General features: G+C 64.6%; 23 protein-coding genes, 1 tRNA gene and 1 riboswitch. Of the genes, 9 read left to right on the forward strand and 15 right to left on the reverse strand.

The window, feature by feature from the left end; genetic code table 11:
- Positions 1 to 117: 117 nt before the first annotated feature.
- From metK to miaB, 8 genes are all read right to left on the reverse strand, one after another.
- Positions 118 to 1284: a methionine adenosyltransferase gene (gene metK, locus ACROUL_RS17830; protein WP_431300779.1), complete on the reverse strand. Its 1167-nt coding sequence runs from the start codon at positions 1282 to 1284 to the stop codon at positions 118 to 120.
- A 7-nt stretch (positions 1285 to 1291) separates the two neighbouring features.
- Positions 1292 to 1339: riboswitch (SAM-SAH riboswitch) on the reverse strand.
- 35 nt (positions 1340 to 1374) lie between these two features.
- Positions 1375 to 2853, reverse strand: coding sequence for an apolipoprotein N-acyltransferase (gene lnt / locus ACROUL_RS17835; protein ID WP_431300780.1), 1479 nt, complete (start codon positions 2851 to 2853; stop codon positions 1375 to 1377).
- Between the two features lie 2 nt (positions 2854 to 2855).
- Positions 2856 to 3737 (reverse strand): transporter associated domain-containing protein, encoded by an 882-nt coding sequence (locus tag ACROUL_RS17840; RefSeq protein ID WP_431300781.1) that lies wholly within the window; start codon positions 3735 to 3737, stop codon positions 2856 to 2858.
- A gap of 41 nt (positions 3738 to 3778) precedes the next feature.
- On the reverse strand, positions 3779 to 4282 hold the full coding sequence (gene ybeY, locus ACROUL_RS17845) for an rRNA maturation RNase YbeY (protein ID WP_431300782.1): 504 nt from the start codon (positions 4280 to 4282) through the stop codon (positions 3779 to 3781).
- A 196-nt stretch (positions 4283 to 4478) separates the two neighbouring features.
- Positions 4479 to 5480 carry a PhoH family protein gene (locus ACROUL_RS17850; RefSeq protein WP_305567192.1) on the reverse strand — a complete coding sequence of 334 codons (1002 nt, stop codon included), beginning with the start codon at positions 5478 to 5480 and terminating at the stop codon, positions 4479 to 4481.
- Between the two features lie 188 nt (positions 5481 to 5668).
- Complete coding sequence (locus ACROUL_RS17855) at positions 5669 to 6019, reverse strand: hypothetical protein (protein WP_431300783.1); 351 nt, start codon at positions 6017 to 6019, stop codon at positions 5669 to 5671.
- 71 nt (positions 6020 to 6090) lie between these two features.
- Entirely contained in the window at positions 6091 to 6648 is a 558-nt protein-coding gene (locus ACROUL_RS17860; protein ID WP_431300784.1) for an OmpA family protein, read from the reverse strand.
- A gap of 181 nt (positions 6649 to 6829) precedes the next feature.
- On the reverse strand, positions 6830 to 8143 hold the full coding sequence (gene miaB / locus ACROUL_RS17865) for a tRNA (N6-isopentenyl adenosine(37)-C2)-methylthiotransferase MiaB (protein WP_431300785.1): 1314 nt from the start codon (positions 8141 to 8143) through the stop codon (positions 6830 to 6832).
- Between the two features lie 119 nt (positions 8144 to 8262).
- Here miaB and ACROUL_RS17870 point away from each other — a divergent pair, with 119 nt between their 5' ends.
- The 3 genes from ACROUL_RS17870 to ACROUL_RS17880 all read left to right on the forward strand — a co-directional run bounded on the left by ACROUL_RS17870 (position 8263) and on the right by ACROUL_RS17880 (position 10939).
- A complete protein-coding gene (locus ACROUL_RS17870) occupies positions 8263 to 9132 on the forward strand; it encodes a glycosyltransferase family 2 protein (RefSeq protein ID WP_431300786.1) in 870 nt (289 codons plus the stop codon).
- Positions 9133 to 9240: 108 nt separating this feature from the next.
- Complete coding sequence (locus ACROUL_RS17875) at positions 9241 to 9780, forward strand: fasciclin domain-containing protein (protein WP_431300787.1); 540 nt, start codon at positions 9241 to 9243, stop codon at positions 9778 to 9780.
- A gap of 130 nt (positions 9781 to 9910) precedes the next feature.
- Positions 9911 to 10939 (forward strand): fatty acid desaturase, encoded by a 1029-nt coding sequence (locus ACROUL_RS17880; RefSeq protein WP_431300788.1) that lies wholly within the window; start codon positions 9911 to 9913, stop codon positions 10937 to 10939.
- 3 nt (positions 10940 to 10942) lie between these two features.
- On the opposite strand, the gene irr is transcribed toward ACROUL_RS17880, so the two are convergent.
- Complete coding sequence (gene irr / locus ACROUL_RS17885) at positions 10943 to 11350, reverse strand: Fur family transcriptional regulator Irr (RefSeq protein ID WP_431301337.1); 408 nt, start codon at positions 11348 to 11350, stop codon at positions 10943 to 10945.
- Between the two features lie 89 nt (positions 11351 to 11439).
- Positions 11440 to 12684: an MFS transporter gene (locus ACROUL_RS17890; RefSeq protein WP_431300789.1), complete on the reverse strand. Its 1245-nt coding sequence runs from the start codon at positions 12682 to 12684 to the stop codon at positions 11440 to 11442.
- Between the two features lie 95 nt (positions 12685 to 12779).
- On the opposite strand from ACROUL_RS17890, the gene fabA reads away from it, so the two are divergent.
- The 3 genes from fabA to ACROUL_RS17905 all read left to right on the forward strand — a co-directional run bounded on the left by fabA (position 12780) and on the right by ACROUL_RS17905 (position 15615).
- The gene (gene fabA, locus ACROUL_RS17895) at positions 12780 to 13289 is read left to right on the forward strand and encodes a bifunctional 3-hydroxydecanoyl-ACP dehydratase/trans-2-decenoyl-ACP isomerase (protein WP_431300790.1); all 510 of its coding nucleotides are present in this window, start codon (positions 12780 to 12782) and stop codon (positions 13287 to 13289) included.
- Between the two features lie 297 nt (positions 13290 to 13586).
- Complete coding sequence (fabB, locus tag ACROUL_RS17900; RefSeq protein WP_431300791.1) at positions 13587 to 14816, forward strand: beta-ketoacyl-ACP synthase I; 1230 nt, start codon at positions 13587 to 13589, stop codon at positions 14814 to 14816.
- A 10-nt stretch (positions 14817 to 14826) separates the two neighbouring features.
- A complete protein-coding gene (locus ACROUL_RS17905; RefSeq protein ID WP_431300792.1) occupies positions 14827 to 15615 on the forward strand; it encodes an enoyl-ACP reductase FabI in 789 nt (262 codons plus the stop codon).
- 240 nt (positions 15616 to 15855) lie between these two features.
- On the opposite strand, the gene ACROUL_RS17910 is transcribed toward ACROUL_RS17905, so the two are convergent.
- A tRNA-Gly gene (locus ACROUL_RS17910) sits at positions 15856 to 15929 on the reverse strand.
- A 138-nt stretch (positions 15930 to 16067) separates the two neighbouring features.
- On the opposite strand from ACROUL_RS17910, the gene ACROUL_RS17915 reads away from it, so the two are divergent.
- Both ACROUL_RS17915 and ACROUL_RS17920 read left to right on the forward strand, forming a co-directional pair.
- Entirely contained in the window at positions 16068 to 16496 is a 429-nt protein-coding gene (locus tag ACROUL_RS17915; RefSeq protein WP_431300793.1) for a DUF2231 domain-containing protein, read from the forward strand.
- Positions 16497 to 16510: 14 nt separating this feature from the next.
- Positions 16511 to 18046: a PQQ-dependent sugar dehydrogenase gene (locus ACROUL_RS17920; RefSeq protein ID WP_431300794.1), complete on the forward strand. Its 1536-nt coding sequence runs from the start codon at positions 16511 to 16513 to the stop codon at positions 18044 to 18046.
- A 12-nt stretch (positions 18047 to 18058) separates the two neighbouring features.
- Here the strand turns inward: ACROUL_RS17920 and ACROUL_RS17925 are convergent, their stop codons facing one another.
- The 3 genes from ACROUL_RS17925 to ACROUL_RS17935 all read right to left on the reverse strand — a co-directional run bounded on the left by ACROUL_RS17925 (position 18059) and on the right by ACROUL_RS17935 (position 19057).
- Positions 18059 to 18292, reverse strand: coding sequence for a hypothetical protein (locus tag ACROUL_RS17925; protein WP_431300795.1), 234 nt, complete (start codon positions 18290 to 18292; stop codon positions 18059 to 18061).
- A 65-nt stretch (positions 18293 to 18357) separates the two neighbouring features.
- A complete protein-coding gene (locus ACROUL_RS17930; protein WP_431300796.1) occupies positions 18358 to 18606 on the reverse strand; it encodes a hypothetical protein in 249 nt (82 codons plus the stop codon).
- The gene (locus ACROUL_RS17935) at positions 18569 to 19057 is read right to left on the reverse strand and encodes a hypothetical protein (RefSeq protein ID WP_431300797.1); all 489 of its coding nucleotides are present in this window, start codon (positions 19055 to 19057) and stop codon (positions 18569 to 18571) included. Before ACROUL_RS17935 ends, ACROUL_RS17930 begins: the two co-directional genes overlap by 38 nt.
- A 75-nt stretch (positions 19058 to 19132) precedes the next feature.
- Between ACROUL_RS17935 and ACROUL_RS17940 the strand changes: the two genes are divergently transcribed.
- Positions 19133 to 19759: a DUF2231 domain-containing protein gene (locus ACROUL_RS17940; RefSeq protein WP_431300798.1), complete on the forward strand. Its 627-nt coding sequence runs from the start codon at positions 19133 to 19135 to the stop codon at positions 19757 to 19759.
- A 54-nt stretch (positions 19760 to 19813) separates the two neighbouring features.
- Here ACROUL_RS17940 and ACROUL_RS17945 read toward each other — a convergent pair whose 3' ends face one another.
- Positions 19814 to 20014, reverse strand: coding sequence for a hypothetical protein (locus ACROUL_RS17945; protein ID WP_431300799.1), 201 nt, complete (start codon positions 20012 to 20014; stop codon positions 19814 to 19816).
- Between the last annotated feature and the right edge of the window lie 27 nt (positions 20015 to 20041).

A 20041-nucleotide genomic window follows, 5' to 3' on the forward strand; every position in this document is an offset into this window, starting at 1 on the left:
ATGCCGGGGCCTTCAATCAGAGGTGGCTTGTGGGGTCAAGCGACGCCAGCACCGTGATCCGCAGCAGCGCCGCCCAAGAGGGCTCGATGCCCCCCAAGGACGGCTGCCCGTTTCAGGTCACACGGCCTTTTTCAGCGCCTCGACCAGATCGACCCGTTCCCAGGAAAAGCCGCCGTCGGCATCCGGCGCGCGGCCAAAGTGGCCATAGGCGCTGGTGCGGGCGTAGATCGGGCGGTTCAGCCCCAGATGCTCGCGGATGCCGCGCGGAGTCAGGTCCATCACTTCTGCCACGGCCCGTTCGATCGCGGCTTCCTCGACCTTGCCCGTGCCATGCGTATCGACATAGATCGACAGGGGTTTGGCCACGCCGATCGCATAGCTGACCTGCAGCGTGCACCGCTCAGCCAGCCCGGCCGCCACCACGTTCTTCGCCAGATACCGCGCGGCATAGGCGGCCGAGCGGTCGACCTTGGTCGGGTCCTTGCCAGAAAACGCGCCGCCGCCGTGCGGGGCCGCACCACCATAGGTGTCCACGATGATCTTGCGCCCGGTCAGGCCCGCGTCGCCGTCCGGCCCGCCGATAACGAAGGTCCCGGTCGGGTTCACATGCCATTCGGTCTTCTTGGTGATCCAGCCTTCGGGCAGGACCTTGCGGATGTAGGGTTCCACGATGCCGCGAATGACCTTCGAAGTCTGGCGCTTCGAGGTGTGCTGCGTCGACAGCACGATCGACGTCACCTCGACCGGCTTGCCATCGGCATAGCGCAGCGTCAGCTGGCTTTTCGCATCCGGGCCCAGCGTCGGCTCGGCGCCGGATTTCCGCGCGTCGGCCAGCGCCTTCAGGATCGCATGGGCATACTGGATCGGTGCCGGCATGTATTCCGGTGTCTCTAGCGTGGCATAGCCGAACATGATGCCCTGATCGCCTGCCCCATCCCGGTCCACGCCTTGCGCGATATGGGCGGATTGTTCGTGCAGGTAGTTGTGCACCTTGATCTTCGACCAATGGAACTTCTTCTGCTCGTAGCCGATGTCGCGCACGCAGTCGCGCACGATCCCGTCAACGCGCTCAAGCATCGCTCGCGTCGCCTCTTTCGACGACAGGCCCACTTCGCCGCCCACCACCACACGGTTCGTCGTGGCAAAGGTTTCGCAGGCCACGCGGGCGTTGGGCTCCTCGGTCAGGAAGGCATCGAGGACGGCATCCGAAATGCGGTCACAGACCTTGTCGGGATGCCCCTCGGACACAGATTCCGAGGTGAAGACATAGTTCTTGCGGGTCATGGGGACGTGCTCCGTTGAAGATCCCCGCCACGCCAGGAAGCCGTTGTGGCGGTTCATGATGGCTCCCCGTAGAACGCCCGCCTTACAGCGTCAATGGGTCGCTTGCCCGCGGCGTCTCAAGGTGGCCAGCGCGAGGCCCGCAAGCAACAAAATCACCGGCGTCTGGCCGAAGCGGGCGAAGGGTGTCGGCGGCAGCGATCCGGGCAGCGCCACGTCCAGCGCGCCGATCGTGCCGAAGGGCAGCGCTTTCACGACCCGGCCGCGCGCGTCGACCACTTCGGTCACCCCGGTGTTGGCCACCCGCACCAGTGGCAAGCCCTGCTCCACCGCCCGCAGCCGGGCTTGGGCCGCATGCTGGAACGGCCCGGTCCAGACCCCGAACCACGCGTCGTTGGTGATCTGCAAGATCCAGTCCGCCCTTCCCGGCGCACCACCCACGTCCTGTGGAAAGACCGCTTCATAGCAGATGAGCGGCAGTACCTTGCCCATCAGGCCGAGGTTCAGCACCGCCGGTCCCGACCCGGCCGTATAGGTATTGCCCGCCTGCGAGGCGAAGGCCGTGATCCCGAACCAGTCGCCCAGAAGGTCGCCGAACGGGACATACTCGCCGAACGGCACCAGATGGTGCTTGTCGTATTCGGCGGCAATCACGCCGTCGCGCTCCAGCACCCGCAGACTGTTGTAGAACCGCTCCCCCTCGACGCGCTGGATGCCCAAGGCAACGGGCCGCCCGCCCGAGGCGGCCATGATCTCGGGCACGATTTCGGGCGAATATTCCATCAGATACGGCACCGCCGTCTCGGGCCAGATCGTCAGGTCCGCCACCGGCTCGACCCGCGTAAGCTCCAGTTGGCGGTCGAAATACATCCGCGCCAGGCTCTCGTCCCATTTCAGGTGCTGCTCGGCATTCGGCTGGATCAGGCGCAACGTCACGTCACGGTTGGCCGGTGCCGGTTGGTCCAGCCGCATCTGCCCACCATATGCAAGTCCGGCAAGGGCTACCCCGGCGGCCAAAACCCCCCGCCAGCCCCAGGCAACCGGCAACGCGGCAGCCATAAGCGTCACCAGCGTCAGGCCGTTCGGGCCGATGTAGGCCGCAGTCTGATCAAGCGGCGTCCCGATCCAGACATGCCCCGGCAGCGCCCAGGGAAACCCGGTCAGCACATACCCCCGCAGCAGTTCCGCCACCGCAAGCGCCACCGCGAACCCCAGCGCCCGATGCCGCGCTCCGGCAGACAAGGCCGCCGCAGCCCCCCAGAACAGCGCCAGCCCGAAGGCAAGGAACGTGACCGCGAACGGTGCCATCCAGCCATACTGCGCCGCGTCGATCAGGAACGGCTCCACGATCCAGGATAGGGCAATCGCAAAATAGCCCGCCCCGCCGAAAAGGCCGGCCCAGAAGGCCCGCCGCGCCCCCTTGGCCCGCGACACCAGCGTGACCAACCCCGCCAAGGCCGCCAAGGTGGCCCACCACCAGCCAAGGGGCGCCTGCCCGGTCGCCATGACGGCGCCCATCGCGAACGCGACCGTGGCCACGCGCCGGCTGGACCAGCGTTCCTCCAGACCCATGCTCAGTCGGCAGCCTGAACGGGAAGCCGCACTCTCAGCCGCTTGATCCGGCGCGGATCGGCATCGACGATCTCTATCTCCGCTCCGCTTTCATGGGCGACCACTTCACCGCGCGCCGGAACCCGCCCGATGCGCAAGAACACAAGGCCACCAAGCGTGTCGATCTCTTCGTCGTCCTCGCCCGAGCGCAGCCGAATCCCCAGCGCCGCCTCGATTTCTTCCAAAGGTGCGGTGGATTGCGCCAGAATCACGCCCGGCTTTTCCTCTTTCCACAGCGCGCCTTCATCCTCGTCATGCTCGTCCTCGATCTCGCCGATCACGGTTTCGATCAGGTCCTCGATCGTGACCAGCCCGTCGACCCCGCCGTATTCGTCGATGACCAACGCCATGTGGACGCGCTCCTTCTGCATCTTCTGCAAAAGAACGCCGGTCGGCATCGACGGAGGCGCATAGAGAATCGGGCGCAGTAGCCGCTTCAGGCTGAACCGGCCGGTCGCGCCAAAGCCGTGCTGCAAGGCCAGATCCTTCAACAGCACCAACCCCTGCGGATGGTCCAGCGTGCCCTTGTAGACCGGCACCCGGCTGAAGCCATGCTCGCGGAACACCTCGACAAGATCGTCCTTGCCGATGCTCAAGGGCACCGCGACTATCTCGTTCTTGGGGATCGCCACGTCATCGACACGCATCCGGCGCAGCGCGCCAAGTCCAGCGCTCGCCGAGGCGGTTGCAGCCGCAGTTGCCGGCGCATCGCTGTCTGTCGCGGAGGAAAACGCAGAAAGAAGCCGCCCGAAAAACCCGCGCTGGGCGGGGTCGGATCGCTCGTCATCGCTAAGGTCGTCCAGCGCGCCCGGCGCCGCGGTTGACCCATCGTTACTACTGCCCATCGGTCCTTTGTCCAGAACGCACCCGCTATCAGGGTGCTGCGTCAATATGGGTCCGAAATGCCCAAGGTTGCAAGTATCTGCACTTCGCGCCCTTCCATCAGGCGCGCATCCGCCTCCTCGACGTGGTCATGGCCCAGAAGGTGCAGCACCGCATGCACCACAAGATGTGTCACATGGTCCGCCATCGCCTTGTCTTGCGCCACCGCCTCCGCAGCGCAAGTCTCCCAAGCCAGCGCAATATCGCCCAACACCTCCGGCGCGTCCACTGTTCCCGGCTTCGGCAGGTCGGGTGCCTCGCCCGGCTGATCCGGTCCGCGCTCCTCGGACGGCCAGCTCAACACGTTCGTGGGCGTGGGCTTGCCGCGGAAATCCGCGTTCAACCCGGCGATCCGCGCATCGTCGGCGGCAAGAAGGCTGATCTCGAACCCCTCCGCCGGAAGGCCAAGCGCCGTCAGCGTGGCAGCGCTTGCCCGCTCGGCCAGCGCCGCCAGCCCAAGCGCTTCCCAGCGGGGGTCCTCAACGACCATGTCGACCAATTCTGCCATGCCGCGCCCTAGCCCAACCGGACCCGCCGCTCAAGCCCTTCCCCGTCACGGCTTTCCCCTTTTCCAAATATCCTCGGGGGGAAGCCTGCGGGCCCTGGCACGCAGGCGTTGGGGGGCAGACGGCCCCCCTCTGCCTTCGCTGCCGCGCCTCTGCGCGGCTGCGATGAGACCAGCCTTCGCCCGTACGGCGCTCCACTCAGGTGTTTGACGGATCATCCTTTTCGTAGGCGTTGATGATCCGTGCGACCAGCGGATGGCGCACCACATCCTTCGAGGTGAAGTAGTTGAAGGTCACCCCCTTCACGTCCTTCAATATCCGCTCGGCCTCCTGCAACCCCGACGGCACGCCGCGCGGCAGGTCAATCTGGGTGCGGTCGCCCGTCACCACCATCCGGCTGCCCTCACCAAGACGGGTCAGGAACATCTTCATCTGCATCGCGGTCGCGTTCTGCGCCTCGTCCAGCACCACGAAAGCGTTCGACAGCGTCCGCCCGCGCATGAACGCCAAAGGCGCGATCTCGATCCGCTTTTCCTCCAGCAGTTTCTGCACCTGCTTGGCGGGCAGGAAATCGTTCAGCGCGTCATACAGGGGCTGCATGTAGGGATCGACCTTCTCCTTCATGTCGCCAGGCAGGAAGCCAAGCCGTTCGCCCGCCTCCACCGCCGGGCGCGACAGGATGATCTTCTCCACGGCGCCCGAGATGAACATCGTCACCCCTACGGCGACAGCCAGATAGGTCTTGCCGGTGCCCGCAGGCCCGATGCCGAACCCAAGCTCATGTGCGAATAGGTTGGCGACATAAGCCTTCTGCGCCTCGGTCCGCGGTTCGATCGGCTTCTTCCGGGTGCGCAATTCCACCCCGGTGTTGAACAGCTCGATCTGCTCGCCCTCATCCGCCACCGGCCGGCCCATCCGCATCGCGCCGTCGATATCACCCGCCACCACGCCGCGCCCCGATTCCAGCCGCGCGTAAAGCGACCTCAACACCGCTGCGGCCTGCTCTCTTGATGCCCGGTCGCCAATCACGGCAAGGCGGTTGCCACGTCGGAGGATATGGACCCCCATCTGATGCTCCACCTGCGCTAGATTGCGGTCAAACTCGCCGCAAAGATCGATCAACAGGCGATTGTCGGGAAATTCAAGGACGGTTTCAACCACATCCTCGGCGGTCGGGGGGGTCAGCGCGCTGATGCCCAAAGGGCGCTCCTTCTGCTAGGGGCCATGGGCTCAGACTGATGCCAGACACGCGATCTGGCAAGCAAAGAACAAGCCCGACACAATCTCTTGTTCAGAAACAAGTGGGAAATATGACAACCGTTCCGTGACCGCACAAAAAAAACCGGACAAAGCCGGGGTTTGCTTCAGGGTCCGCCGGTCTGGCCGGTCTACCGCACCACGGCCTTGCGGCCCGGTCCCGAAACCCCGTCCGGAATAGGCGCGCTTTCGGTCTCGTAGCGTCCGATCACCGTTCCGGGCGGATACTTTCCGTCACAGACAGGCAGTCCGGTGTCCGGGTCGAAGCGCGGCGACGAATAGCCTTCAAGGCCGTCGTCGATGATCCACACCTGGCAGCCGTCGGGGTCATAGGCGATCGCCGCCTGCCCGTCCTTCAGCACGTCCTCGTCGCGGCCCTGGTCCTGCCCGGTCGCGATCACCGAGGTCGGCCCGGCATAGCGGCGGGTGCCTTCAAAGCCCAAGACCTCCAGCCCGCCGCAGCCGGAAAGCAGAAGCAGCATTGAAAGCGCAGTTTTGCGGCGCAAGGCGCGCCGGGCCGTCCCGCCACTAGCCGATGCGACGACCATACCGCTCACCATTTCCTGCACTGGATTTCGACCCGGCGGTTCTTCGCCATTCCCGCGGACGATGCGTTGGAGGCCACCGGCCGGCTTTCGCCATAGCCGGTCTCGCTGTCGACCATCGCGCCCACGCTGCGGGCGACATCTGCCACCGTCCGGGCGCGCGCCTCAGACAGGCTCTGGTTGTAATCGTCAGCACCCCGGTTATCGGTATGGCCGGCAATCACATAGGAAAACGCCTCGGATTGCGTGAAGAACCGTTCCAGCCGATCCCTGCCAGTGCCGGTCAACGCCGCGCTGCCGGTTGCGAAAAGCGTGTCGGTGCTTTCGGTCAGACAGGCCGCCTGCTTCAGGCAGACCGGCTTTCCGGTGGCCGGGTTGCGGCGCGGGACCATGTAGCCTTCGGTGCCGCCATCTGCCCACCAGTGCATGCAGCCATCGGCATCAAGCCACACGCCCCATTCGATCTGCCCGGTAACTTCGGCCTCTTGTGCCGCGACCGTTGCAGTGCTGGTCAGCCACAGCCCCAGCGCCAATGGCAGCAGTGCCCAACGCAGCGTTCTCGACACCCATAACACCTGTTAATCTCCCACGATCCGGCAATCCCGGCAGCCCCTATAGCTCGCTTCGTTTACAGTAAATTGTGGCGACTTTCGGGGGGAAAAGCGAAAAACAGGCCGCAAATTGCGCTTTCAGGAGACAAACACGGTGTCACCCGTGCGCAAGAGCAACAGTTTTGATCGCGTTGCGCTACCGGCCAACCGGCTCGGCACCCAGCGAATTGGTCACGGCCGAGGTGACGCGCACCCGAACAAGGTCGCCGATTCGGCCCTCGGAATCGGTCACATGCACGGCGTGCAGATGGTCAGACTTGCCGACCATCTGGCCCGGCATCCGCCCGGCCTTTTCGTAAAGCACCGTCACCTCGCGCCCGACCATCGCATCCTGCGCGGCGCGCTGTTGCGCGGTGACCAGTGCCTGCACGGCCTGCAACCTTGCATCAGCAACCGGGGTTTCCACAGCGGCCTTTTCGGCGGCCGGCGTGCCGGGGCGGGCCGAATACTTGAACGAATAGGCCGCCCCGAACCGCACCTCGCGGATCAGTGCCAGCGTCGCCTCGAAATCCGCGTCTGTCTCGCCGGGGAAACCGACGATGAAATCGGAACTGAACAGGATGTCAGGGCGCGCCGCGCGAATCCGCTCGATCAACCGCAGGTAGCTGTCGGACGTATGCTTGCGGTTCATCGCCTTCAGGATGCGGTCCGATCCGGATTGCACCGGCAGATGCAGATAGGGCATCAGCGCCGGCACATCGCCATGCGCCGCGATCAGGTCGTCGTCCATGTCGTTCGGGTGGCTGGTGGTATAGCGGATGCGGGCCAGCCCCTCGATTCCAGCCATCTCGCGGATCAGCCTCGCCAGCGTCCATTCGCCGCCCGCGCCCGCGCCGTGATAGGCATTGACGTTCTGGCCAAGCAGCGTGATGTCGCGCACGCCCCGCGCCACCAGATCGCGCGCTTCGGCCATCAGCCGATCGGCGGGTCGGCTGACCTCGGCGCCACGAGTGTAAGGCACCACGCAGAACGCACAGAACTTGTCACAGCCTTCCTGCACCGTCAGAAACGCCGTCGGTCCCCGCATCGCGCGGCGCTCCGGCAGGTGGTCGAACTTGTCTTCCGCCGGAAACTCGGTGTCGATCACCCGGCCTTTGGCCTCAACCATCTCGGGCAGCCGGTGATAGCTTTGCGGCCCGACCACCAGATCAACGACCGGTGCGCGGCGCAAGATCTCGGCGCCCTCGGCCTGCGCCACGCAGCCTGCGACGCCCACCTTCAGATCGGGCCGCGCCAGCTTCAGCTTCCGCAGGCGGCCAAGGTCGGAATACAGTTTCTCCGACGCTTTCTCACGGATGTGGCAGGTGTTCAGCAGCACCATATCCGCATCCTCGACCGTATCGGTCGTGACATAACCCTTCGTGCCCAGGGCCTCGACCATGCGCTCGCTGTCATAGACGTTCATCTGGCAGCCGTAGGTCTTGACGAACAGCTTCTTCGGGTCGGACATCACACTCTCTCCGGGACGGGGGCTTTTAGCCTGAAACGCGGCGCCTTCGCAACCGCGCCGCCCCTTGCATTGCCCGCCTCGCTGAACCACCTTGGCCGCGCCTCAGGCAAGGGATCGTCATGCGCTATACCTCGATTGCCGATCTTCTGTCGCGCTCGACGCCCGCGCATGCCACCGAACCGCTCTGCATCATCATGGCCGAGGATGACACAGCCCTTGCCGAGACGGTGACGCACCACCTGAACGCAGGCTTCCGCGACGTGGTGTTGCTTGGCCCGGACGGCGTTTCCCTGCCGGATGACCTGGAATCCCTGGTGCACGTCGTGACTCATAACGTGTTTGCCGAAGCGGCGTTGCCTACGGCCGTCAACGCCTTCATCGATGCCTGTGCGGGACGGTGGATCTATTACTGCTACAATGCCGAATTCCTGTTCCACCCGTTCTGCGAAAGCCGCAGCGTGCGCGAGATGCTGGCCTTCCACAGCGAGGAACGCCGCGATGCGATGCTGACCTATGTGGTCGACCTTTACGCCAGCAACCTTGACCGCCACCCGAACGCAGTGGCGCTGGACGATGCGCATCTGGATCGCTCGGGCTACTTCGCCCTTGCCCGCAAGGACGCCGCGAAGAACTGGGAACCGAAGGATCGTCAGCTTGATTTCTTCGGCGGCCTGCGCTGGCGATTCGAGGAACACATCCCCTGGCCGCGACGCAAGATCGACCGCATCTCGCTTTTTCGGGCAAGAAAGGGGCTGCGCCTCGCGCCCGACTTCACGCTGAACGACGAAGAGATGAACACCTACGCCTGCCCGTGGCATAACAACCTGACGGCCGCCGTCTGTTCGTTCCGCACGGCAAAGGTGCTGCGCACCAACCCTGGGTCGCGCGACGTCATCCCGACCTTTCACTGGCACAATTCAGTGCCATTCACCTGGCACAGCCAGCAACTTCTCGATCTTGGCCTGATGGAACCGGGGCAGTGGTTCTGATCCGTTCACGCATCCGTGAACATCGCCCCGAAACTTCGCCCGCAACCCTCCCGTAGCTCCCTGCATGAAACAGCCGGATACCCCGGCTTACCACCAAGGGAGTGACCCATGTCTGCCAAATTCATCACCGCCGCCGCCCTCATCTGCGTGTCGCAGGCTGCCTTTGCCGCCAACCCCAATGTCGGCGGCGCGCCGATGTATGAGGAAAAGAACATCGTCGAAAACGCCGTGAACTCGGCCGACCACACCACCCTCATCGCCGCCGTCAAGGCCGCGGGCCTTGTCGATGCGCTGATGGGCCCCGGCCCCTTCACAGTCTTCGCCCCGGTGAACGACGCTTTCGCCGCACTTCCCGCAGGCACCGTCGACACGCTGTTGAAGCCCGAGAACAAGGCCATGCTGACCAAGGTGCTGACCGCGCATGTCGTTGCCGGCGACCTGAAGCTGGCCGATCTGCGCGCCAAGGTCGGCGCGGACGGCTACGCCAACCTGCAAACCCTGTCGGGCGATGCGCTGTCGGTGAAATTCCGCGGCAACAAGGCGATGGTCTACTCGGAATCGCGCAACATCGGCGTGATCACCATCGCTGATGTCGACCAGTCGAACGGTGTCATCCACGTCATCGACACGGTCCTCGTGCCGAAATGAAGCTCTGCGCGAAAGGGTGCATCGGCATCCTTTCGCGCCTCTCACGCCCCTGCCAGCGTCATCTTGCCGCGAAGGGCTATCCGCCCGCGTCGATCCGCGATAAGAACCCTGACGCAATGAAAGGCTGGAAGTGACTCCCGAGAATTCGAATACCGGCCCGATGCCCGCCCGCGACTGGGTTGCCATCCTCGCCCGTTACCGTGCCCCCTCGACGCTGCGCAGCCTTTGGGAACTGGGCATAACCCTTGTCGGGTTCTTTGCGCTTTGGTCCGTGGCGATCGTCGCGCTGCACTGGCACTGGTATGCCGGGCTGGCGATGGCGTTCCCGATCGGTTTCTTCCTTGTCCGCCTCTTTGCCATCCAGCATGACTGCGGCCACAACGCCTTTTTCGCCGAACGCAGCTGGAACGACTGGGTCGGCCGTGCGCTTGGCTGCCTTACGCTTACCCCCTATGACGTGTGGCGCCGCCTGCACGCGCTGCACCATTCCAACGCCGGAAACCTTGACCGGCGCGGCATCGGCGACGTGATGACGCTTACCGTGGCCGAATACAGCGCGCGTGGCCGCTGGGGCCGGCTAGGCTATCGGCTTTACCGCAATCCAGCCGTGATGTTCGGCCTTGGCCCGGCGTGGCTTTTCGTGCTGAACAACCGCCTGCCCGTCGGGCTGATGAAGGCGGGCATGACCTACTGGGTGTCCGCGATGGCCACCAACATCTGCCTTCTGGCAGTGCTTGTCGGGCTTTGGTTCCTCGGCGGGTTCACTGCCATCTTTGCCGTCTGGCTGCCATCGGTGCTGGTCGGCGCCACGATTGGCGTCTGGCTGTTCTACGTCCAGCACCAGTTCGAAACCGCGCATTGGGATCATGAACCCGACTGGTCGCTGCACGATGCCGCCCTGCACGGGTCGTCGCATTACGTGCTGCCCCAGCCGCTGCAATGGCTGACGGCCAACCTTGGGATGCACCACGTCCACCATCTGCAAAGCCGCCTGCCGTTCTACCGGCTGCCCGAAGTGCTGCGCGACCATCCGCCTCTGGCCGAGGCACAGCGCATGACCATCCGGCAAAGCCTGGTCAACGCACGCCTGCACCTGTGGGATGAGAAGAGCCGCCGCCTGCTGGGCTGGGCGGATGCGCGCCGGGCGATGGCGCAGTAAGCGTCAGACCGCGCGGCGCAGACGGATGACCACATCCACCCGCGCCACTTCCATGCCGTGCGGCACCTGTGGCAACGACGCGATCTCCAGCTCCTCTGCCGGGGCGTCGGTCAGGGTGTGGCTGTCTTCCCAGTAGAAATGCGGGTGATCGTCCATGCGCGTGTCGAAATAGCTTTTCGACCCGTCGACCACGACCTCGTTCATCAACCCCGCGTCGCAGAACGCGCGCAGCGTGTTATACACGGTGGCAAGGCTGACCTTCTCGCCCGTCGCTGAAGACAGCGCGAACAGGCTTTCGGCGGTGACATGGCGGTTCTGCCCGTCGCCCACCAGCAGGGATGCCAGGGCAAGCCGCTGCCGCGTCGGTCGCAAGCCCCCCGCTTTCAGCCAATCCGCTCCGCGTTCCGCGATGCCCACTGCCCTGTCGCCCCCTTGATCTGCCTATGCAGGTATAGGGCGTTGAACCCGCCATTTTCAACCGGTTTCAACGCAGGTCGCAGTCAGCTTGCCGTGAACCCCCGCCGGATCGGGCGCCAGACTGCCAGCGTCAGCACGGCCGCGCCAACCGCAGCCAGCCAGAACGGCAGCGTCAGCGCCGCCGCACGGGGCAGAACCGTTTCGGCCAGACTGACGGTCAATCCTGAAAGGACCAACCCCAAGGGCATCATGCCCCATGCCAAAAGCCGATAGAGGCTGTTCACCCGCCCCCGAAGCGGATCGGGGATCATCCGCTGGCGCGTGCTGACCGAGACGATGTCCCAGACATAGCCCGAAAACTGCATCGCGGCGAAGCACAAGCCCAAGGTCACCGGCCCCGGAGCCAGCGCAATCGCGGCAAAGCATGGCGCGGATATCGACAATGCCAGCGGCATGGTTCGCGCCGGACCGAAGGTTTTCGCAATACGCTCCCCCGCGAGGGCGCCTGCGATTCCGCCGATTGCGCCGCCCGCAAGGGTCAGACCGTAAGCCTCGGCCGATAGCCCCAGGTTTTCCTGCGCGTGCAGCACCACGCCGATCGCAACCATCTGGTAAAGCAGGTTCCAGATCCCCGTGGTCCAAGCCAGCGTGCGCAGCAACGGCTTGCCACGCAGAAAGGCCAGCCCCTCGCCCAGTTCCGCCCTCCAGTTGCGAACCGCGCGCTGTTCAGGCCTGAACCGCCCAGAGATTCCCGCCACAAGCAGTACCGCCGCCCCGTACGCCAAAGCGTTCACCCCGAAGGCCAAGGGCAGCCAAGCGGCGATAAGCACCGCCCCCACCGCCGGGCCGATCATCGCGTTGGTCAGCAACTCGGCACTCCAAAGCCGCCCGTTCGCACGCTCAAGCTGGTCATGTGGCACCAGCGAGGGCAGCATGGTCTGCGCGGCATTGTCACGAAACACCTCGGCGGCACCCACGGCAAAGGCCGCCACCGCCAAGGCCCAGTATAGCCCCGGCGACGACACGCCCGCCTGCGGCGCAGGAGCCAGCGGCAGCGCCAACCAGATCGCCAGCGCAGCCGCCGCAAAGGCCAGCCCGCGCAGCACGTCCATCCACACGATCAGCCGCCGCCGGTCCACCCGGTCGGTCACCACGCCCGCCGGCAGCGCCAGTAGAAACCACGGTAACCGCAGCGCCACGGGCATCAACGCCACCAGTAGCGGGTCGCGCGTCAGAAGCGACGCGATCCAGGCCCAGGCCACCATCGCGATGCCATCGGCCAGGTTGGTCATGCCGCTGGCCGTAATGAACCGCCCCAGTGCCGCCATCGCAGTACCTTTCGTCCTTCCCGAGGTGCCAGACTTGCCACCCTTCACAGCCGGATGCTAGGTAGTGCGAAAGGCATATCGAAGGACCTGACGGCATGGCGTCTTACCCCACCAGTTTCGACAAGGAGGCCCTGCTCGCCTGCTCGCGGGGCGAGCTTTTCGGCCCCGGAAACGCGCAGCTTCCAGCGCCGCCGATGCTGATGATGGACCGCATCACCGACATTTCCGAAGACCGCGGCGAACACGGCAAGGGCCATGTGGTGGCCGAATTCGACATCCACCCCGACCTGTGGTTCTTCGCTTGCCACTTCCCCGGCAACCCGATCATGCCCGGCTGCCTCGGCCTTGACGGGCTTTGGCAGCTTACCGGCTTCAACCTCGGCTGGCGCGGCTGGCAGGGGCGCGGCTATGCTCTTGGCGTGGGCGAGGTCAAGCTGACCGGCATGGTCCGCCCCGACCGCAAGAAGCTGACGTACTTCGTCGATTTCACCAAGGCGCTGACCACCCGCCGCCTGACGATGGGCGTGGCCGATGGCCGGGTAGAGGCGGATGGTGAGGTGATCTACCTTGTGAAAGACATGAAGGTCGCGCTCAGCGAGGCGTGATTGGTTCCGGACTTAGGGCAGCGTCTGACCGCCGGGAGGACGCAACTCCGGCGTCTTCAGGCAGTTTATGGTTCAAGCCCTCTGACGCCATTTATGCAGGCTAACATCGCTAAGCGTCCGCCCGAGGGGGCGGTCGGACGCTGTCCGGCGGCGCAAGCGCCTTGATTCCGGACCCCTGCGTCAACATCATCGCTCAGCGCGGCTACCGGACAGTTGGCTGATGCCATGAGCCCCAACCTCCTTGCCCCCTCCCCCCGCCTGCCCTAAACAGTCCACAACCAAGTTTGAGGAGGCCCCATGCGCCGCGTCGTCATCACCGGGATCGGAATCGTCTCGTCAATCGGCAACAACGCGGCCGAGGTCGAAGCCTCGCTCCGCGCCGGCAAGTCCGGTATCGTCTTTGCGCCCGACTATGCCGAACACGGCTTTCGCTGCCGCGTCCACGGCGCGCCGAACATCAGCCTTGAAGACAACATCGACAAGCGCGACCTGCGCTTCATGGGCGATGGGGCCGCCTACACCTTCATCGCGATGGACCAGGCGGTAAAGGACTCGGGCCTCTCCGAGGCTGACGTGTCGAACGACCGCACCGGCATCATCGTCGGCTCCGGCGGCCCCTCGACGAAATCGTTTTTCAAGGCGCACAACATCGTCCGCGAAACCGGGTCGCCAAAGCGCATCGGCCCGTTCGGCGTGACCAAGGGCATGTCCTCCACCGTTTCGGCCTGCCTTGCGACCCCGTTCAAGATCCGTGGCGTGAACTATTCCATCACCTCCGCCTGCTCCACCTCGGCGCATTGCATCGGCAACGGCACCGAGCTTATCCAGATGGGCAAGCAGGACATCGTCTTTGCCGGTGGCGGCGAGGAACTGGACTGGACGCTTTCCTGCCTTTTCGATGCGATGGGGGCGATGTCCTCAAAGTACAACGATGCACCCGAAACCGCCTCGCGCACCTATGACGCCAACCGCGACGGCTTTGTCATCGCTGGCGGCGGCGGCATCGTGGTGCTTGAGGAACTACAACACGCCCTCGCCCGCGGCGCCAAGATCTACGGCGAGGTTACCGGCTACGGCGCCACCTCCGACGGCTACGACATGGTCGCCCCCTCGGGCGAAGGCGGCGAACGGGCAATGCGGCTGGCACTTTCCACCCTGCCGAAAGACCGCAAGGTTGATTACATCAACTCGCACGGCACCTCGACCGTCGTTGGTGATATCACCGAGGTCGAGGCGATCCGCCGCGTCTTTGGCCGTGGCGCCACACCGCCCATCGCCTCGACAAAATCGCTGACCGGCCACTGCCTTGGCGGCGCGGGCGTGTGGGAGGCGATTTATTCACTGATCATGATGAATGGCAACTTCATCGCCGCATCGGCCAACGTCATCACCCCCGACCCGGCGCTTGACGCAGGCGAGATCGTGACGACGCTTCGCGAAGGCGTGCAGCTTGACAGCGTGCTGTCCAACTCCTTCGGCTTCGGCGGCACCAACGCTACCCTCGTCATGTCGAAATATCTCGCATAAGGACGCCAGCATGGCCGATCTGATGAAGGGCAAGCGCGGGCTTGTCATGGGCGTCGCGAACGAACGTTCCATCGCCTGGGGCATTGCCTCCGCCCTCGCAGCCGAAGGCGCGGAACTGGCGTTCAGCTATCAGGGCGAGGCGTTCGGAAAACGGGTCGAACCCCTGGCAGCCTCGGTCGGGTCGGACTTTCTCGTCGATGTCGATGTCACCAACGACGACAGCCTTGACGCCTGCTTCGGTGCGTTGAAATCGCGCTGGGGGACGCTGGATTTCCTGATCCACGCGATCGCGTTTTCCGACAAGAACGAACTTACCGGCCGCTTCATCAACACCAGCCGCGCCAACTTTCAGAACTCGCTGACGATTTCGTGCTTTTCCTTCATCGACGTGTCGCGCCGCGCGGCCGAGATGATGCCCGACGGCGGCTCGCTCATCACGTTGACGTTCCAGGGTTCGAACAAGGTGGTGCCGAACTACAACGTGATGGGCGTGGCGAAAGCCGCGCTCGAAAGCGCCACGCGCTATCTGGCGAACGATCTCGGCCCGCAGGGCATCCGCGTCAACGCGATCTCGCCAGGCCCGATGAAGACCCTTGCCGGTGCGGCGATCGGCGGCGCCCGCGCCACCTACCGCCACACCGAAGCCAACGCCCCCCTTCGCGCCAACGCGACGCTGGACGCAATCGGCGGCACCGCCGTCTGGCTCTGCTCGGCCGGTGGTGCCTGTACGACGGGCGAGGTTGTGCATGTCGACGGCGGCTACCATGTCCTTGGTATGCCACAGGCAGAAAACATCTAGACGCAACCGGCGGCAAGTTACGCAAGAGGTGGGAAGCCCGCGGCCTCTTTCTGCTCAGGCATTTTGGCATGGAAGGGCGCGGCCCCAGCTTCCGCGCCGTGCACCGCGACTTCATCGCCATACAACGCCTACTTCCCCGGCAGACCGCTCCATTCCACCACCGGAATGGCAACACTGGAAACCGGCAACAACCAAGCCTGCCGTGTGCTTCTGCCGGGCAGTTGGATGCTTGATCGGGGATGGAGCGGGCGGCGGGAATCGAACCCGCGTCTTTAGCTTGGAAGGCTAAGGTCTTACCATTACACAACGCCCGCGTCGCGCCGCTAGGTAGTCCGGTGCTGTCTCACAGTCAAGGAAGTTCCCCGAAGACAGCGCCGTTTGCCGCTGCGGATTTCGGAACCATGCCCCATCAAGGGCGTTTGCCTACTGATGCCCCTAACGGAAGTGGACAGATGGCACCGCTGCAACCCACCTATCGACACCGTACCTTCGAGGCCTCCGTCCCCGGCCAGATCACCCTGACATATTTTGCAGCGGCTTTCTTCACGCTGACACTGCTGACCGACTGGGCCTACGTGCAAACGATAGTCGTCATGTGGCGGGACTTTTCCTCATGGCTTTTGTTCGCAGGTCTCGTTTCGGGCGGGCTTGGTGTTCTGCTTTGGCTGATCGGCCTCGTGATTGGCCGTGGCCTCACGCACTGGACCGTCGTGGCCTTGAATGCTGCGGTGCTCGCGGCGGCCTTTCTCAACAGCCTCGTTCACGCCGGCGACGGCTGGACCGCAATCGTGCCGTGGGGCCTTGGGCTTTCCGTTGCGACCTGCGTGCTCATGCTGGCTTCGGCGGCATTGAGTCGTGGCGCCCGCGCCCACGCCGCCTGATCGGAGATTTCCCAATGACGCACATCCGCATCATACACTGCGCATTTCTGCTGTCCGGGGTCGCCGTGTCAGCGATCGTTCTACCCCTCGATTTGGCCCGGGCTCAAAGCGCCGGCGATTTCGACATCAGCAGCCAGATAGGCCCCGACCCGGTCCTGCCGGATCCGATCTTCATCAACCTATTGCCGAGCGTGAACGTAGGCGAAGTGGTTGGCTGGGCCGACGGCCAGACCCCGACCGTGCCCAAAGGGCTGGTGATCACGCCTTATGCCACCGACCTTGTCAATCCACGCACCGTCCACACACTGCCCAATAGCGACGTGCTGGTCGTGCAGTCGCGGGCACCCGAGGGCAAGCCGAAGTACCGCCCCAAGGATTACATCCGCGGCTGGATCATGGCCGTTGCTGCAGGCGGCGGCGACGGTCCAGAAAAGGACAGCAACCTGATCACCCTTTTGCGTGACGAAAACCGGGACGGCGTCGTAGACGAACGGCACGACCTTCTGACCGACCTCAATTCCCCTTTCGGCGTGGCGTGGATCGACGACACGCTCTACATCGCCGCTGCCGATGGCGTTTTGAGCTACCCCTACGCCTTGGGTGATACGACCATTTCGGCGACGCCGACGCTTCTGACGCCGCTGCCGGGCGGGCCGCTTAACCACCACTGGACCAAGGATCTGGCGCTCAGCCCGGATGGCACCATGCTCTACGCTTCGGTCGGCTCGAACTCGAACGCCGGCGAAAACGGAATGGAGGCTGAAAAGGGCCGCGCCGCGATCTGGCAGATCGACCGTGCGACTGGCGCTTTCAGGATTTACGCGTCGGGCCTGCGCAACCCCAATGGCCTGACGTTCCATCCGGAAAACGGCGCGCTCTGGACCGTCGTCAACGAACGCGATGAACTTGGCCCCAACCTCGTGCCTGACTTTATGACCTCGGTACAGGAGAATGGCTTTTACGGCTGGCCCTACAGCTACTACGGAAATCACGTCGACGAACGCGTGCGCCCCTCGCGCCCGGATCTGGTTGCGGCAGCGATCATGCCGGATTACGCGCTGTCCAGCCATGTGGCGGCGTTGGGGCTGGTGTTCACCAACGGATCGGCCTTGCCCGACGCCTATGCCAACGGCGCATTCGTCGGCCAGCGTGGCAGCTGGAACCGCGACAGGTTCAATGGCTACAAGGTCTCATATGTCCCGTTCACCAATGGCGCGCCGCAGGGAATGCTGCAGGACGTGGTCACCGACTTTCTGGTCGATGGAAAGGTGCGCGGTCGTCCGGTTGGGCTCGGTCTTGACGGGACCGGCGCGCTCCTCATTGCCGATGATGCGGGCAACACCGTCTGGCGCGTTGCGGCTGCTGATGGACGGGTCACCGAAGCGCCGGTGGAAACCGACCGGGTCGCAACTGACAGTACCGCAGCGCAGGCCCCGGCGACGGAAGGCGCGGCTTCTGCCGAAACCGCGCCTGAGGAACCGCCCGCCGACACGCCCACCGAACCCACGCCCACCGAACCGGCACCGGTAGAACCTTCTCCGGCGGACTGACGATCCACCGGACTACCGGCACGCCGAGGTGACCAGCAGCGGCACCATAGTGCACAACCCCACCACCAGCGCGGCCAACGCAAGCGTGGCCGCTGTGCCTTGTACAAAGCGCGACCGCGACGGCACGCGCAGCACGGCAATCAGCAGCACCGCCTGTGCAATCACCACGACCGCCCCCGCACCGATCAGAACCAGACCTGCATCCAGGTCTACCGGCCAGCGCCGCGAGCACGACAATCCCTGCAACCCTTAGATCCCGCTGAACCCGACCAGCCACAGTGTCATGGGCAGTGACAGACGCAGGACCTCGCTCATCTGAACGCCCCCGGCAACCATGCCGCGCCCAGTGCCACCAGCGCCGTCGCTGCGGTGAAATCGGCCCATAACGCCACGATCCGCGCCTCGCCAGTGCGGCCCGAGGAGGCATAGCCCGAAGCCACCCGTGCCCATAGATAGCCAAGCATGATCAGGGTCAGCGCAGCGTGAAGCCCGACATGCCCGGCCAGCAACCAAAGCGTCGCGTCATAGGCATGGCCAGCCGGCTCGGGCCGCGCGATCATGACCGACGCTGATGCCCCAGCCAGTGCAAGGGCCCCCAGACCGCCCAGCCCGATCGCAGGCCACGCTAGCGATCTCCACGTTCACCGGGCGTCCGGCCGGAATATGCAGCACGCCCTCGGTCGCGAATCCGGGCAGGTCGGCATAGCCGAAGGACCAGACCCATTGCCGCGCCTCGGCCCGGACGGTGACGACATCGGCACTGTCGCGCGGCAGCAGGCGTTCTCCCACATGAAGCCCGTAGACGGTCAACGCAGCCAGCGTCACCAAGGGGAACCCAAGGCCAAACCCCCACATCCAGCCGCGCTCGCCATCTTGCCCGGCAGGTGCCGCACCGCGACGCAGCGCCACGACCAAAAGCAGCATCACAAATCCGAAGATCACCACCGCACCCACCAGCATGATCCACCAGACTTCGGCAATCGTCCGGGCCACAGGTCCTGCTGGGTGCATGATCGACAAGCGGTCCTGGCAACCCGTCATGAGCTGAAGCGTTACACCGAAAGCCAATCCACGCAGGAGCGTCCGATGCCTCAGAAAATGACCCAAGCTGCCGTGGACGTCAGCCCCTTCGAAGACCCGATCGCCAATGACCCCGCCTTCCAGCAGACGGAAAGCCGAATGGCCATCTGGGGGCACCCCCTCCACGCGATGTCGGTCGCCTTCCCCGTCGCGCTGACGTTCTGTGTCTTCGGCGCTGATCTGCTTTACTGGTGGTCGGGCGAAACCCGCTGGGCCTGGGCCGCGCTTTGGGCTGCGGGCACAGCTTTCCTCTTTGGGCTTCTGGCCGGAGCCAGCGACACAATGGAGTTGTTATTGGTCCCTGGCATCCGCATCCGCGCCGCGGCCTGGACGCATTTCGTGGTTGGCATGGGGGAAAACTCGTATTCGACTATCGGCTGGGAATATCGAAGGGCAACTGACGCCCCAGTGGCGCCAGAAGCCACGACGGCATCGGCAGTTCTTCAAGCTCTGGCTTGGCCAGAACAACGCTCAGGAAGCGGATGTGCCGATGACCAGACCGGAAATGGTGACGGTCGACACCAATGGCTCGGGCGGTTCATGCTGGCCATCGGTTTCGACCACGGCAACGATGGTGTGGCCCACCCATGCGTGCGCCGCGACAAGCCCCGCGACCGGCACCAGCCTTCCTAGGATCCATACCGTGAACACCTCACGCATGAAGGTCAGCGCGCCACCGCTGGCAAACTACAGGACAGCCGCCAGCGTGATCAGCCAGACATAGCCGTAATGCGTGGCGCGACGGATCTGCGCGAACTCGCCCTGCACGATCGCACGATCATGCCGCGCCAGCATCTGCGGCAGTGCTATCAGCCCCGCCACCCAGACCGCCATGAATCCAAGATGCAGCGCCTTTGCATGCGGGACCAGCGCATCGACCCACATCACGTGGCCTCTCCCATCCTGCGTCAGGCG

This window comes from Tabrizicola sp. BL-A-41-H6 (genome assembly GCF_050632395.1).
In the GTDB taxonomy this organism is placed as follows: Bacteria; Pseudomonadota; Alphaproteobacteria; order Rhodobacterales; family Rhodobacteraceae; genus JAUYQR01.

Bases quoted from the DNA above. Each gene is read 5' to 3' on its own strand.
- ACROUL_RS17920 (WP_431300794.1), top strand. From the start codon at position 16,511: ATGACGCACATCCGCATCATACACTGCGCATTTCTGCTGTCCGGGGTC.
- ybeY (WP_431300782.1), bottom strand. From the start codon at position 4,282: ATGGCAGAATTGGTCGACATGGTCGTTGAGGACCCCCGCTGGGAAGCG.
- lnt (WP_431300780.1), bottom strand. From the start codon at position 2,853: ATGGGTCTGGAGGAACGCTGGTCCAGCCGGCGCGTGGCCACGGTCGCG.
- ACROUL_RS17905 (WP_431300792.1), top strand. From the start codon at position 14,827: ATGGCCGATCTGATGAAGGGCAAGCGCGGGCTTGTCATGGGCGTCGCG.
- ACROUL_RS17875 (WP_431300787.1), top strand. From the start codon at position 9,241: ATGTCTGCCAAATTCATCACCGCCGCCGCCCTCATCTGCGTGTCGCAG.
- ACROUL_RS17870 (WP_431300786.1), top strand. From the start codon at position 8,263: ATGCGCTATACCTCGATTGCCGATCTTCTGTCGCGCTCGACGCCCGCG.
- fabA (WP_431300790.1), top strand. From the start codon at position 12,780: ATGGCGTCTTACCCCACCAGTTTCGACAAGGAGGCCCTGCTCGCCTGC.
- ACROUL_RS17935 (WP_431300797.1), bottom strand. From the start codon at position 19,057: ATGCACCCAGCAGGACCTGTGGCCCGGACGATTGCCGAAGTCTGGTGG.
- ACROUL_RS17915 (WP_431300793.1), top strand. From the start codon at position 16,068: ATGGCACCGCTGCAACCCACCTATCGACACCGTACCTTCGAGGCCTCC.
- ACROUL_RS17840 (WP_431300781.1), bottom strand. From the start codon at position 3,737: ATGGGCAGTAGTAACGATGGGTCAACCGCGGCGCCGGGCGCGCTGGAC.
- ACROUL_RS17855 (WP_431300783.1), bottom strand. From the start codon at position 6,019: ATGCTGCTTCTGCTTTCCGGCTGCGGCGGGCTGGAGGTCTTGGGCTTT.
- ACROUL_RS17890 (WP_431300789.1), bottom strand. From the start codon at position 12,684: ATGGCGGCACTGGGGCGGTTCATTACGGCCAGCGGCATGACCAACCTG.
- fabB (WP_431300791.1), top strand. From the start codon at position 13,587: ATGCGCCGCGTCGTCATCACCGGGATCGGAATCGTCTCGTCAATCGGC.
- metK (WP_431300779.1), bottom strand. From the start codon at position 1,284: ATGACCCGCAAGAACTATGTCTTCACCTCGGAATCTGTGTCCGAGGGG.
- miaB (WP_431300785.1), bottom strand. From the start codon at position 8,143: ATGTCCGACCCGAAGAAGCTGTTCGTCAAGACCTACGGCTGCCAGATG.
- ACROUL_RS17930 (WP_431300796.1), bottom strand. From the start codon at position 18,606: ATGATCGCGCGGCCCGAGCCGGCTGGCCATGCCTATGACGCGACGCTT.
- ACROUL_RS17940 (WP_431300798.1), top strand. From the start codon at position 19,133: ATGCCTCAGAAAATGACCCAAGCTGCCGTGGACGTCAGCCCCTTCGAA.